Source organism: Saccharopolyspora ipomoeae, assembly GCF_029952525.1.
GTDB classification, from domain to species: Bacteria; Actinomycetota; Actinomycetes; order Mycobacteriales; family Pseudonocardiaceae; genus Saccharopolyspora; species Saccharopolyspora ipomoeae.
In genome coordinates, this window is record NZ_JASAOF010000005.1 from 168806 (window position 1) to 182543 (window position 13738).

The 13738-nt window shown below is 70.7% G+C and carries 11 protein-coding genes; 5 read left to right on the forward strand and 6 right to left on the reverse strand.

From position 1 onward, the window contains the following. Positions 1-89: 89 nt before the first annotated feature. Positions 90-1526 carry a GntP family permease gene (locus QFW96_RS11795; protein WP_281455622.1) on the forward strand — a complete coding sequence of 479 codons (1437 nt, stop codon included), beginning with the start codon at positions 90-92 and terminating at the stop codon, positions 1524-1526. 170 nt (positions 1527-1696) lie between these two features. Here the strand turns inward: QFW96_RS11795 and mftD are convergent, their stop codons facing one another. Further along, positions 1697-2857 carry a pre-mycofactocin synthase MftD gene (gene mftD / locus QFW96_RS11800; RefSeq protein ID WP_281455623.1) on the reverse strand — a complete coding sequence of 387 codons (1161 nt, stop codon included), beginning with the start codon at positions 2855-2857 and terminating at the stop codon, positions 1697-1699. A 284-nt stretch (positions 2858-3141) separates the two neighbouring features. On the opposite strand from mftD, the gene mdo reads away from it, so the two are divergent. From mdo to mftM, 4 genes are all read left to right on the forward strand, one after another. Then, a complete protein-coding gene (gene mdo / locus QFW96_RS11805) occupies positions 3142-4434 on the forward strand; it encodes an NDMA-dependent methanol dehydrogenase (protein WP_281455624.1) in 1293 nt (430 codons plus the stop codon). A gap of 93 nt (positions 4435-4527) precedes the next feature. Continuing rightward, the gene (locus tag QFW96_RS11810) at positions 4528-5715 is read left to right on the forward strand and encodes an AAA family ATPase (protein WP_281455625.1); all 1188 of its coding nucleotides are present in this window, start codon (positions 4528-4530) and stop codon (positions 5713-5715) included. Between the two features lie 10 nt (positions 5716-5725). Beyond that, complete coding sequence (locus QFW96_RS11815) at positions 5726-7243, forward strand: VWA domain-containing protein (RefSeq protein ID WP_281455626.1); 1518 nt, start codon at positions 5726-5728, stop codon at positions 7241-7243. Next, a complete protein-coding gene (gene mftM / locus QFW96_RS11820; protein WP_281455627.1) occupies positions 7240-8160 on the forward strand; it encodes a mycofactocin oligosaccharide methyltransferase MftM in 921 nt (306 codons plus the stop codon). Before QFW96_RS11815 ends, mftM begins: the two co-directional genes overlap by 4 nt. A gap of 188 nt (positions 8161-8348) precedes the next feature. Here the strand turns inward: mftM and QFW96_RS11825 are convergent, their stop codons facing one another. The 5 genes from QFW96_RS11825 to adh all read right to left on the reverse strand — a co-directional run bounded on the left by QFW96_RS11825 (position 8349) and on the right by adh (position 13685). Further along, complete coding sequence (locus QFW96_RS11825) at positions 8349-9011, reverse strand: MadR family response regulator transcription factor (protein WP_281455628.1); 663 nt, start codon at positions 9009-9011, stop codon at positions 8349-8351. Next, positions 9008-10360 (reverse strand): MadS family sensor histidine kinase, encoded by a 1353-nt coding sequence (locus QFW96_RS11830; RefSeq protein WP_281455629.1) that lies wholly within the window; start codon positions 10358-10360, stop codon positions 9008-9010. The genes QFW96_RS11825 and QFW96_RS11830 overlap by 4 nt, the downstream gene beginning before the upstream one ends. A gap of 14 nt (positions 10361-10374) precedes the next feature. After that, a complete protein-coding gene (locus QFW96_RS11835) occupies positions 10375-11613 on the reverse strand; it encodes an iron-containing alcohol dehydrogenase (RefSeq protein WP_281455630.1) in 1239 nt (412 codons plus the stop codon). 174 nt (positions 11614-11787) lie between these two features. Continuing rightward, positions 11788-12162 carry a DUF779 domain-containing protein gene (locus tag QFW96_RS11840; RefSeq protein ID WP_281455631.1) on the reverse strand — a complete coding sequence of 125 codons (375 nt, stop codon included), beginning with the start codon at positions 12160-12162 and terminating at the stop codon, positions 11788-11790. Next, on the reverse strand, positions 12162-13685 hold the full coding sequence (gene adh, locus QFW96_RS11845; protein ID WP_281455632.1) for an aldehyde dehydrogenase: 1524 nt from the start codon (positions 13683-13685) through the stop codon (positions 12162-12164). Before adh ends, QFW96_RS11840 begins: the two co-directional genes overlap by 1 nt. Positions 13686-13738 lie beyond the last annotated feature (53 nt).

The following is a 13738-nucleotide window of genomic DNA, read 5'->3' on the forward strand; positions in this document are numbered from 1 at the left end:
TCGCACGAATACCGCTGTTTTCGACTTGAGGGGTCCGATCGGGTGGGGATGGGTGGCCGAGGAGGAAGGCAATGATGCCTACCAGATCTTTGGATTTTGCGAGTGCGATCTCGTTAGCCGCCGACGAGGCGCCGGAGACCGCGTGGACCCTGCCGCCTTGGGCCCTGTTGTTGCTGGTGGTGGGTGGGATCGCGCTGCTCCTGCTGCTGGTGATGAAGGCGAAGTTGCACGCGTTCGTCGCTCTGCTGGTGGTCAGCGTCGTGGTGGCGGCCGTCGCCGGCATCAGCCCCACCGAGATCCCGGGCCTTTTGGAAGACGGGATGGGCGAGACCCTCGGCGAGATCGCGATCATCGTGGCGCTGGGCGCCATGCTCGGCCGGTTGATCCAGGAATCCGGGGCCGCCGAGGTGCTGTCCGGGCGGATGCTGGCCGCTTTCGGCGAGCGGCGCGCTCCCCTGGCGGTCGGCTTGACCGCGCTGATCTTCGGGATCCCGGTGTTCTTCGACGTCGGGTTCATCATCCTGCTGCCGCTGATCTACTCGGTGGCGCAGCGCTCCGGCCGCTCGGTGATCAGCATCGCGCTGCCCGCCGTCGGCGGCCTGGCGATCATGCACGCGGTGCTGCCGCCGCACCCCGGACCGGTGGCCGCGGCGGGCCTGCTCGGCGCGAACCTCGGCTGGGTGACGATCATGGGCCTGGTCTGCGGGCTTCCCGCCTGGTTCGTCGGGGCGTACCTGTTCGGCACCCGCATCGGCGACCGGATGGGCACCCCGGTTCCCGCGCAGCTGCTCGGCGAGGCCGAGGAGCAGGCGGGCAGCGGTGGCGGTGGTGGCGTGGCGACCAAGGCCCCGCCGTCGCTGGGCGTGACGGTGGGCGTGATCCTGCTGCCGGTCGTGCTGATCATGCTCAACACCTTCGCCGAGGTCGTCCTCCCGGAGGGCGCGGTCCGCGACGTGCTGACGTTCATCGGCGCACCGGTCATCGCGCTGACGGTCGCGACGCTGCTGTCGTTCTGGGTGCTGGGCCTGCGCGGCGGGTTCTCGATGGAGCGCATCGAGAAGGCCGCGTCGGCCTCGCTGGGCCCGGTGGCCCTGGTGCTGCTGGTGACCGGTGCGGGCGGCGTGTTCGGCGCGGTCCTGGAGGCCACCGGCGCCGGTGAGGCGCTGGCCGACCTGCTCGGGCAGACGTCGCTGCCGGTGGTGGTGCTGGCGTTCCTGATCGCCACCGCGCTGCGCGTGGCGCTGGGGTCGAAGACGGTCGCGATCGTGACGACGGCCCCGATCGTGGCTCCGCTGATCCACGAGCTGGGCCTGTCTCAGCCGGAGATCGCCCTGGTGGTGGTCGCGGTCGCCGCGGGCGGCACGGTCCTGTCGCACGTCAACGACTCGGGTTTCTGGCTGTTCAACCGCTACATGGACCTCGACATCAGGGGCACGCTCAAGAGCTGGACCCTGATGGAGACCTTCATGGGCGGAGCGGCGTTCCTCATCGCCGCCGCCCTCAGCGCGGTCCTCGCCCTCACCTGACCCCGCTCGGAGCGCGGCGCCCTTCCCATCGGGAGGGGCGCCGCCGTCGTGGGTCACCCGTGGACAGTTTTAGCCATAACTGTCCGGACAATTCGGACATTGATCATGGGTGATTATGGCTAAAACTGTCCACTGCCAACCACCGATGACACCGTCACCGGACCTCCCGATCAGGGTTTCCGGGTGAAACCCGCTGGGATGAGGAGGTCTTCCGGGGTGAGGTCGTGGATGGAGGGGCGCGCCAAGGCCAGGAGGGAGGAGTCGATGCCGCTCCGGAGGATGTCGAAGACGTTGCGGACTCCGGCCTGGCCTTCAGCGGCCAGCCCCCAGAGGTACGCGCGGCCGATGAGGACCGCGCGGGCGCCGAGGGCGAGGGCCTTGACGACGTCGCTGCCCCGGCGGATCCCGCCGTCGAGGAGCACCTCGACGTCCCCGCCGACCGCCTCCGCGATCGCCGGGAGCAACCGGATCGTCGCCGGGGTGGAGTCGAGGTTGTTGCCGCCGTGGTTGGACACCGAGATCGCCGTGGCGCCGATGTCGCGGGCGCGGCGGGCGTCGTCGGGATGCGTGATGCCCTTGATCATGAACGGGCCGCCCCAGCGCTCCCGCAGCCAGGCGACGTCCTCCCAGGTGGGAGGCGGGGTGAACATCCACTCGCCGTAGGCGCCGAAGAACGTCGGCGCGGCCTGGCCGCGCGGCACCATGTTCGGCGTGGTCAGGTCCGGCAGCCCGTGGCGGAGGAACCCGCTCAGCCAGCGCGGCCGCAGCAGGCCCTGCGGGGCGAAGCTCAGCTTCGTGCGCAGGTCCAGCTTCTCCGGGATCGGCGGGCTCCCCCAGTCCCTCCCGGTGGCGAAGCACCAGTCGAGGGTGACGATGAGCGCCTTCGCCCCGGCCGCGCGGGCGCGTTCGGCGCGGGCCAGCACCTTCTCCCGGTCGCCCACCCAGTAGACCTGGAAGAACGTCTTCGGGTTGGCCTCGACGACGTCCTCGACCGCGCGGCTGGCGAACGACGACAGCCCGATCGCCGTGCCCACCTCCGCCGCGGCGCGGGCCACCGCGACCTCGCCCTCCGGGTGCACGGCCTGCACCCCGGTCGGGGACACCACCACCGGCAGCGACAGCTCCTGGCCCATCACCGTGGTCGCCACGTCCCGCTCGGCGGGTAGGTCGGCCACGCGCGGGGCGAAGCCGAGCTCGCCGAAGGCCCGGATGTTGTCCTCCAGCGTGGACCCGCGTTCGCTGCCGGCCACCAGCGCCAGATAGACCGACCGGGGCAATCTCCTGCGGGCACGCCGATGCGCCTCCGCCACCGTTTCGAACCACTCCGCCATGCCGCACCACGCTAGGTGCCGCGCGCCCCGTCAGCACCGTGCGACCGGGTCCGCTGCCGCCCGTCCGATCGAACGGGCGGCAGCGTCGCTACCTGACCGATCGGACGGGTGCACCCCTCCCCGATCGTCCTGATCTGGGGCCTCGGACGAGGGGTCTTGGCCCGTCGGCGTTCTCCCCGGGTGAGCTGGGGCACTAACTTCCGGCCCAGTGGCGGGTTCGACGCCCCGCTCCCCCGCCCGGCCGGAGAACAACGTGCAACGACGCGCGTGGAAAGGACAGCCACATGCAGGTCGATGAGCTGCTCAAGCCGTTCCCGATCAAGGAGTTCCACCCGTTCCCCCGCGCCCTGCTGGGCCCCGGTTCGCACGAGATGATCGGGCCGGAGGCGTTGAAGCTGGGCTTCAAGAAGACCCTGGTGATGACCTCCGGCCTGCGCGGCACCGACATCGTGCACAAGATCGTCGAGTCGATGCGCTACCACGGCCTGGAGGTCGTGGTCTACGACCAGGTCGAGTCCAATCCCAAGGACTACAACGTGATGGACTCCGTCGCGATGTACCAGGAGAACGCCTGCGACTCGTTCGTGTCGATCGGCGGCGGCTCCTCCCACGACGCGTGCAAGGGCGCGCGCATCTCGGTGGCCCACGACGGCCGCAACGTCAACGAGTTCGAGGGCTTCAACAAGTCCGAGAACCCCAAGAACCCGCCGCACATCGCCGTGTCCACCACCGCGGGCACGGGTTCGGAGACGTCCTGGGCCTACGTCATCACCGACACCACCACCGACCCCGACAACCCGCACAAGTACGTCGCCTTCGACGACAACTCGGTGACCACGCTGGCCATCGACGACCCGGTCCTCTACTACGACTGCCCGATCGACTACACCGCGCAGTGCGGCTTCGACGTGCTCGCGCACGCCTCCGAGCCCTACGTCTCGCGGCTGAACTTCCCGCCGTCACTGGGGAACGCGCTGCACGCGGTGAAGATGACCGCCGAGAACCTGCGCCAGGCGGTGTGGAACGGCCAGGACCTGCCCGGCCGCGAGGGCATGATGTACGCGCAGTACATCGCCGCGCAGGCGTTCAACTCCGGCGGTCTGGGCATCATCCACTCGATCTCGCACGCCGTGAGCGCGTTCTACGACACCCACCACGGGCTCAACAACGCCATCGCACTGCCGCGGGTGTGGGCGTTCAACATGCCGGTGGCCTACAAGCGCTTCGCCGACATGGCCGACGCGATGGGCGTCGACACCCACGGCATGACCGCCCCGCAGGCCGCCGACGCCGCCCTCAACGCCGCCATCCGGCTGCTGCGCGACGTGGGCATCACGGAGCGGTTCGTCGACGTCACCGCCGACACCTACTCCAAGAACCGGCTCGGCCAGGGCCCGACGAAGTTCTACGAGCGCTCGAAGGAGATCAAGGGTGACGCCGCCGACGTCGACCGCATCACCAACCACGTCCTCGGCGACGCCTGCACCCCGGGCAACGCCAAGGAGTGCACGTTCGACACGGTGCGCCCGGTCGTCGAGCACTGCATGACCGGGGATCTGGACGACCTGCTGACCTGATCCCCCTCGGACCGGCCGTGGTGTCGCGCCCTCCGACCTGTGCGGCACCACGGCCCTCCCACCCAGCACCGCTCGCATCCCGGAGGTATCGCAGTGCTCGACGACATCGCGGATCAACCCGGCGACAAGCCCTTCGAGTCCGTCGAGGAGGTGATCAACCGCTTCGGCGAGCACGGCTACATCTCCGACCGGCGGCTGGCCACCACCGTCTTCCTCCAGTCCAGATTGGACAAACCGCTGCTGCTGGAAGGCCCTGCGGGCGTGGGCAAGACCGAGCTGGCCAAGACCCTCGCCGAGGTCACCGGGCGCAAGCTGCTGCGGTTGCAGTGCTACGAGGGCCAGGACGAGAGCAAGGCGCTCTACGAGTGGGACTACGGCAAGCAGCTGCTCTACACCCAGATGCTGCGCGACAAGATCGGCGAGATCATCGCCGACGCCCCGGACCTGACGACCGCGATCGACCGGATCGGCGCGCAGGACAGCGTGTTCTTCTCCGACCGGTTCCTGGCCGCCCGGCCGCTGCTGGAGGCGATCCGCGGCGAGCAACCTGCGGTGCTGCTGGTCGACGAGGTCGACCGCGCCGACGAGGCCCTCGAGGCGGTGCTGCTGGAGTGCCTGGCCGAGTTCCAGGTCTCGGTCCCCGAGGTCGGCACCTACACCGCGACCACCCCGCCGTACGTGGTGCTCACCTCCAACAACACCCGCGACCTGTCGGCGGCGCTGAAACGCCGCTGCCTGCACCTGTTCCTGGACTACCCGGACCACGACCGGGAGCTGGAGATCGTCCGCTCCAAGCGCACCGGGCTGCCGGAGAACCTGGCCGAGCAGCTGGTGACGGTGGTGCGGCGGCTGCGCGAGCTCAAGCTGCGCAAGGCCCCGTCGATCTCCGAGACCATCGACTGGGCGCGGACTCTCGCCGTGCTCGGCGCCGAGGACCTGGGCTCGGAGGTGCTGGCCGAGACCGTCAACGTGGTCGTGAAGTACGAGCGCGACCTGCAGCAGGCGCTGGACGTGATCGGGCACATGGGCGATCCGAACCGCGACATCCCGCAGCAGCTCCCGGCCCGCGGCCACGGGCACGGACATGGGCACGGCCACGGGCACGACCACGACCGCGGTGACGACCACGACGACGGGCCCGAGGTGCGGGCCGCCAAGGACCGGCCGGGCCGCCACGACGATTCCTACTACGGCGCACCGGGTTCCGCCTCGTCCGGTCAGCGGGCCACGGGCAGCCAGGGGGCGCGGTCGTTCTCCTCGGTGACCCGCCGCAAGTCGTGAGGAGCACGCCGTGGAATCCGCCCTGCACCGGTTCGTCCGGTTGTTGCGCCTGTTCGGCGTGCGCATCTCCGTGTCCGAGGCCACCGACGCGATGCGCTGCGCCGCCCAGCCCGGCATGCTCGACGACCGGGACGCGCTGCGCAACGCCCTGAAGGTCGCGATGATCAAGGACCGGCGCGACGAGGAGATCTTCGACGAGGTCTTCGACGCGTTCTTCGCGCTGCGCCCGGTCGTGCCCGACGACGCCGAGCACGAGCACACCCACGAGCACGACGACCTCTCCGACACCGGTGAGCTGCAGTCGTTCACCGTCTCCGAGGAGCCCGCGGAGACCCCGCAGGAGGGGCACACGCACGCCAAGCCTGCCGACATCCGCGACTACTTCGACCCCGAGGACCTGGCCCAGCAGTACAACCTGCACCAGGAGAGCAACAAGATCGACCTCGCCTCGATGACCGACGAGGTCGTGTTCTCCAGCGACAACAGCAGCACCGGAGGCGGTTCGGTGCCGTCGGTGCAGCTGGAGACCGAGCGGCTGCACAACGCGGGCACTCCCGGGTCGCTGGCCGAGCACACCGGGCAGCGCATCGACACCCGGCTGAGCATCGCCGAGGAGCAGACGCTGCTGGACTGGCTCGGCGAGGACGAGGAGCCCGACGCGGCGCCGCGCGGACAGCTCACCGGCGTCCTGGAGAACCTGCCGGAGCTGCTCAAGCAGCACCTGGCCAAGCTCGCCGAGCTGGAGCGCACCGCCAAGGAGTCCCGCGAGGTCACCGCCGGGCGGCTGGACCGGGTCGACGAGGGCGAGCGCCAGCAGCTGGAGGAGTCGCTGCGGCGGATCGTGCACAGCCTGCGCGGGGCGCCGACCAGCAAGCGCCGCAACACCCCGCGCGGGCGGGTGCACCCGGCGCGGACGATGCGCCGCAACATGCGCTACGACGGCGTCCCGTTCCGGCCGGTCACCGTCACCCGCGCCGAGGACAAGCCGAGGCTGGTGGTGCTGGCCGACGTGTCGCTGTCGGTGCGCTCGACCGCCCGGTTCACGCTCCACCTGGTGCACGGGCTCCAGTCGCTGTTCACGCAGGTCCGCACCTTCGCGTTCGTCGACGATCCGGTGGAGATCACCGAGCTGTTCACCGATCACCCGCTGGAGCGGGCGCTGGGGCTGGTGTTCGACGGGTTGCCGCAGGGCGGAGTGCTCGACGTCGACGGCAACTCCGACTACGGCGCCACCTTCAGCCGGTTCCTGGAGGACTTCGGCACGACGCTCAACCGCCGGACGACGGTGCTGATCCTCGGTGACGGGCGCGGCAACGGCAACGACCCGCACGTCGACGCGCTCGCCGAGATCGCCCGCCGCGCGCGGGAGACCATCTGGCTCACCCCGGAGCCCCGGTACTCGTGGCGGCTGGGGCGCTGCGACCTGCCGGACTACGCCGACCACTGCGACCGGGTGCAGGTGGTGCGCGACCTGTCCGGGCTGGCGAAGGCGGCCGAGTCCATCGCGACGGAGGTGACCGGGCGGTGACTGCCGGGGAACGCGCGGCGCTGCACATCGACCCGCTGGACCACATCGACCCGCTGGCCCCGCACGGCCGCGACCCGCTGGTCACCGTCGGCCGCCACGAGTCGACGTGCGACGCGCGGGTCGCGGTGACCCGCACGCCGCACTTCTGCCTGCACCGACGGGATCACCGGATGGAGGTGGCCCACTGGTTCAGGCCAGAGCAGCTGGACAACAACCTGGCGGGCGTGCTGGCCGACGAGCTGTTCGCACCCGGCTGGCTCAGCGGCGTGGAGGTCTTCGAGCGGGTGTTCACCGAGGTCGTGCAGTCGGTGATCGACGACCCGCTGCGCGCGTGGACGACCTTCTACGACAACACCCTGGCCCGCATCCGGGAGTGCTGGGCGTCGCCGGCCGAGCGCGCGCCGCACTCCTCGATCGCGGACTTCGCCCCGCTGTACCGGCGGGTGCTGGGGATGGCCCCGCCCGGCCGGGTGCTGGACCTGGGCTCGTGCTTCGGGTTCCTGCCGCTGCTGTTCGCCGAGCGGGGCGAGCACACGGTGATCGCCTCGGACCTGGCCCCCGGCAGCATGCGCCTGCTCAAGACCGTCGCCTCCACCCGAGGTCACCACATGCACACGCTGGTCTGCGACGCGACTCAGGTCCCGCTCCCCGACGGCGCGGTCGACACGGTCACGGCGATGCACCTCCTGGAGCACCTCGAACCGGCCCGGGGGGACGCGGTCCTCGCCGAAGCCCTCCGCTTGGCCCGCCGCCGGGTCATCATCGCCGTCCCCTACGAGGACGAGCCCAACGCCGCCTTCGGCCACGTCCGCACCTTCGCCGAAGCCGACCTCCACCACCTCGGCGCCACCACGGGCCACCCCTACGAGGTAACCCACCACCACGGGGGCTGGCTCGACATCCGAAAGACACCCTGACACCGCGCAGTTTTCATGAAAACCGTCCCACCCCACGACGGACGAAACTCCCGTGTTCCCCTCACGGGAGTGGGGTGGGTGGAGGGAAGTTTTCATGAAAACCTCGGTTCCCACCTGACCGAGTGGGCTCCTGCCCGGACACTCGTGTTTCGTTGGTGGTGTGGGGAAGTTTTCATGAGAACTTCGCGTCAGATGAGGTGGAGTTTGCTGGCTTCGTAGACCGCTTCCGCTCGGCTGGTGGCGGTGAGCTTGCGCATGATGTTGCGGACGTGGAACTTGACCGTGGTCTCGGAGATGAAGAGCTTGGTGCCGATGTCCCGGTTGCTGAGGCCGTGGGCGAGCTGGCGGAGGACGTTGAGCTCTCGTTCCGTCAAGCGGGGTTCCGCGGTGGGGGTGTTCATCGACTCGACCATCGCGGCGGCCGAGCGGGAGTCGAAGGAGCTCTCGCGGCGGGCCACGGCGCGGATGGAGCGGACCAGCTCGGTGGTGTCGACGTCCTTGACGACGTAACCGCGGGCGCCGCGGTGGATGGCGTCGACGACCAGCCCGCCGTCGAGGAACGTGGTGAGCACCAGGACGCCGAGGTCCGGGTAGCGCTCGGTGAGCTGCCCGCACAGCTGCAGCCCCTCGGTGTTGTCCCCGGTGGACAGCTTGAGGTCGAGCAGCACGATGTGCGGTGCGGCGTCGGCGACGACGGTCAGCGCCTCGGCCGCGGTGGCCGCCTCCCCGACGACCTGCAGGTCGTCCTCCCGTTCGAGCACCGAGCGCAGCCCGTGCCGGACGATGGCGTGGTCGTCGACGAGCACGATCCGCACCGGTGGGCTTCCGGTGCGCTGGTCGGGCAGCCTCACGGCGTCACCTCCCGCTCCGGCGGCAGCGGCACCCGCAGCTGCAGCGCCACCCCGCCCATCCGCGAGCGCCGGATGCTCAGCGCGCCGCCGAGCTCCTCCGCCCGCGCCGCCATGTTCGCCAGACCCCGGTGCCGGCCCGCCAGATCGGCCGCCTCGGAGAGCTTCAGGGACCGCCGCAGCTGCGCGGGATCGCCGATGCCGTCGTCGGAGACCGTGAGCCGCAGTTGGTCGGCCTGGTAGACCAGCTGCACGACGGCACGGGTGGCTTCGGCGTGCGAGACGATGTTGAACAGCGCTTCCCCGGTGAGCCGCAGGATGGAGCTCTCATCCTCCGGCGGCAGCGGCGCGGGGCTTCCCGCGACCCGCACCTCGACCTCCAGCTCGCTGGAGAGGTGCACTGTGGACAGTTGTTTGAGCAGCACCGGCAGCGATCCCGGTGGTTCCTCGGCTCCGTGGTGCAGCGCGTAGATCGCGGCGCGCAGTCGCTCCACGGCCTGCTGGGTGAGCCCCTTGGCCGGGGCGAGCTTCTCGGCGACCTGCGCGGCTTCCGGCCCCATGTCGGCGAGTTCGGCGCGGCACACCTCGACGGTCATGCCTGCGCTGAGGACGTACTGGGTGACGGTGTCGTGCAGTTCGCGGGCGATGCGGTGCCGCTCGTCGTCGAGGGCCTGGCGCTGCATGGCCTCGACGAGGCGTCGCTGGGTCTCCTGCAGCTCGGCGTTGCGGGCGGCCAGGTCCCGGGCCTGCTGGGCGGCGGCCTCGGAGAGCTGCTCGGTGCGTCCGCGCAGCTGGGCGGCGGCGTGGAACAGGAACGAGTTGTGCACGGCGACGGCGGCCTGGTTGGCCAGGACCCGCAGAATCGCCAGGTCGGTGTCGGCGACCTGCACGTCACCGGGCCAGCCGACGATGCCGCCGACGGGTTCGCCGTCGAGGGTCATCGGCGCCCGCACCCAGCCGGGCCCGCCGGGTTCGAGCTCGATCTCCCACGGCCGGTTGCGGATGACGTCGAGCTGCTCGCGCGCCTCGGGTGGCAGCGCGGCCTCGTCGTCGACGAGTTCGCCGCGGTGCAGCAGCAGGAACCGGGGCCGGGCGGCGCGCAGCGCGCCGTCGGCGATGCCGACGAGCATCCGGTCGGCCTGCAGGTGCTCTGCCGCGGCCCGGACGACGGCTTCGACCAGCGTGCGCGGCCCTTCGACGGTGCGCACCAGGGCGCCGGAGATCCGGTCGAGGGCCTGCACGGCGTGCTCCAGGCGCTCGGCTGAGCGGACGTACTCCGGGTAGAAGGAGCGCTTGCCGGAGCGCAGCCCGGTCAGCACGCCGAGGTCGTCGCCGAAGTCGCCGCCGGACATCGCGGCCTCATCGCTCACAGCGCGGCCCGGAACAGCCGGGCGATGTCGGTGGCGCGCGCCTCGCGCGGATTCGTCGTCAGGCAGGCGTCTTTGAGCGTGTTGCGCGTCAGCACCGGGATGTCCGCGTCGGACACCCCGAGCGAGCGCAGCGTCTTGGGCACGCCGACGACGTCGGCGAGCTCCCGCACCCGCTCGGCCAGGGTCAACGCCACCTCGACGTCGGGCACCCCGTCGGTGTCGATGCCGATCGCGGCGGCCAGCGGGACGTAGCGGGCCGGGTCGGTCTCGGCGTTGAACCGGATGACGTGCGGCAGCAGCACCCCGTTGATCACCCCGTGCGGAGCGTCGAGCAACCCGCCGACCTGGTGGCTCATGGCGTGGGTGGCGCCGAGGATCGCGTTGGTGAAGGCCATCCCGGCCTCCAGCGCGCCCTGGGCCATCGCGATCCGCGGTTCGGCCTCGGCGGGCCGGAACAGGGTGCGCGCGAGGTTGCCGGTGATGAGCGTCGCGGCGTGCAGCGAGTGCTGCTCGGTGAGGGTGTTGTGCGCGCGGGAGACGTAGGACTCGATGGCGTGGGTGAGCGCGTCGAGGCCGGTCGCGGCGTTGAGCCAGTCCGGCATGCTGGTCAGCAGCCGGGGGTCGACCACCGAGATCTCGGGCACCAGCGCCCGGCTCAGGATCGTGATCTTGGTGGCGTTGGCGGTGTCGGTGACGATGGCGAACTGGGAGACGTCGGCTCCGGTTCCCGAGGTCGAGGGCGCCATGACCAGCGGCGGGATCGGGTGCACGACCTGGTCGACGCCTTCGTAGTCGAGGATGCGGCCGCCGTTGCCGGACAGGATCGCCACGCCCTTGGCCGCGTCGATCACCGAACCGCCGCCGACCCCGATGATCACGTCGGCGCCGGACTCGGCGTAGCGGCGGTGCGCGGCCTCGATCTCGTGGTCCTTCGGGTTGGGCGTGACCGCGTCCCACACGACCGCCGAGAGCCCGACGGCTTCGAGGTGGCCGACGGCCTCCGCCGCCCAGCGGGCCTCGGTGAGCCCGCCGTCGGTGACCAGGAACGGGCGGCGGGCGCCGAGGCGCCGCGCGCAGTGCCCGAGCTCGGCCAGCGCGCCGGGACCGAACACGACCTCCGGCACGTGGAACTTCGCCAGCCTCGGCGGTTCACCGCCGGGCCGCGTGATCCGCGGTCCGGGCAGCTCGGCCACGCCGAGCTCGGGCGGGCTGGGCACCCGGCTTCGCACTGTCATCAGGCATCCTCCAGGCACCGGTGCGTCGGATCTGCGAACGCCGGTCGGGTCGACGCGCTGGAACGGGACCCATCCTATCCCGGAACGTGACCCCGACCACAGCAGCGAGACCGGCGGGGTCCGCCCGGTCCGGGCGGACCCCGCAGCCGCCCCCACCGCACGGCGCTCGCCGGGTCAGGCGAGGCCGAACGCCTCGAGCTCGTCGTCGGTGAGAAGTCGCGAGCGGATCAGGAACCGGACGCCCTCGGGGGCCTCCAGCGAGAACCCGCTGCCGCGGCCGCGCACGACGTCGATGGTCAGGTGGGTGTGCTTCCAGTACTCGTGCTGCGACTCCGACATCCACACCGGCACCGCCTCGCCGTCCACGTCGAGGTCGCCGAGGTGGACGTCGGAACCGCCGGTGCGGAACTCCCCGGCCGGGTAGCACATCGGGGCGCTGCCGTCGCAGCAGCCGCCGGACTGGTGGAACATCAGCGGACCGTGGTCGGCCCGGAGGCGGCGGAGCAGGTCCACCGCCTCCGGGGTCACGGCCACCCGGGCGGGCTCCATCAGAAGAAGCCCAACTTGTTCGGCGAGTAGCTGACCAGCATGTTCTTGGTCTGCTGGTAGTGGTCGAGCATCATCCGGTGGTTCTCCCGGCCGATGCCGGACTGCTTGTAGCCGCCGAAGGCCGCGTGCGCCGGGTAGGCGTGGTAGTTGTTCACCCACACCCGGCCCGCCTGGATCTCGCGACCCGCGCGGTAGGCGGTATTGGCGTCGCGCGACCACACCCCGGCGCCGAGGCCGTAGAGGGTGTCGTTGGCGATCTTCATGGCGTCGGCGTAGTCGTCGAAGCGGGCGACCGAGACGACCGGGCCGAAGATCTCCTCCTGGAAGACCCGCATCTTGTTGTGGCCCTCGAACACCGTCGGCTGCACGTAGTAGCCGCCGGAGAGCTCACCGCCGAGGTCGGCCCGCTCGCCACCGGTGAGGACCTTGGCGCCCTCCTGCTTTCCGATGTCGATGTAGGACAGGATCTTCTCGAGCTGGTCGTTGCTGGCCTGCGCGCCGATCATGGTGTCGGTGTCGAGCGGGTTGCCCTGCTTGACGGCCTTGGTGCGGTCCACGGCCTCGCCCAGGAACCGGTCGTAGATCCCGGTCTGGATCAGCGCCCGCGACGGGCAGGTGCAGACCTCGCCCTGGTTGAGCGCGAACATCGTGAAGCCTTCGAGCGCCTTGTCGTAGAAGGCGTCGTGGGCGGAGGCGACGTCGTCGAAGAAGATGTTCGGGCTCTTGCCGCCCAGCTCCAGCGTCACCGGGATGATGTTCTCGCTGGCGTACTGCATGATCAGCCGCCCGGTGGTGGTCTCCCCGGTGAAGGCGATCTTGCTGATCCGCTTGTTGGAGGCCAGCGGCTTGCCCGCCTCGACGCCGAAGCCGTTGACGACGTTGAGCACGCCGGGCGGCAGCAGGTCGCCGATGACGCTGATCAGCACGTGGATCGACGCCGGGGTCTGCTCGGCGGGCTTGAGCACCACCGCGTTCCCGGCGGCCAGCGCGGGCGCCAGCTTCCACACGGCCATCAGGATCGGGAAGTTCCACGGGATGATCTGGCCGACCACGCCCAGCGGCTCGTGGAAGTGGTAGGCGACGGTGCTGTCGTCGACCTCGCTGATCCCGCCCTCCTGAGCGCGGATGGCACCGGCGAAGTAGCGGAAGTGGTCGATGGCCAGCGGGATGTCGGCGGCCAGGGTCTCGCGGACCGGCTTGCCGTTCTCCCAGCTCTCCGCGACGGCCAGCTTCTCGAGGTTCGCCTCCATCCGGTCGGCGATCTTGTTGAGGACGTTGGCCCGCTCGGCGACCGAGGTCCGCCCCCACGCCGGCGCGGCGCCGTGCGCGGCGTCGAGCGCGCGCTCGACGTCGTCGGCGGTGCCCCGGGCGATCTCGGTGAAGTCCGCTCCGGTCACCGGCGTCGGGTTCGCGAAGTAGGCGCCCTTGGCCGGGGCCACGTACTCACCGCCGATGTAGTGGTCGTAGCGGGATTCGTAGGCCACGACGCTGCCCTGCGTACCCGGCGCTGCGTACTTGGTCATGCGTTGCCTCCTGGACGAGAACTCCGTTGTCTCCGCCGATCGTGGCGCGCCGC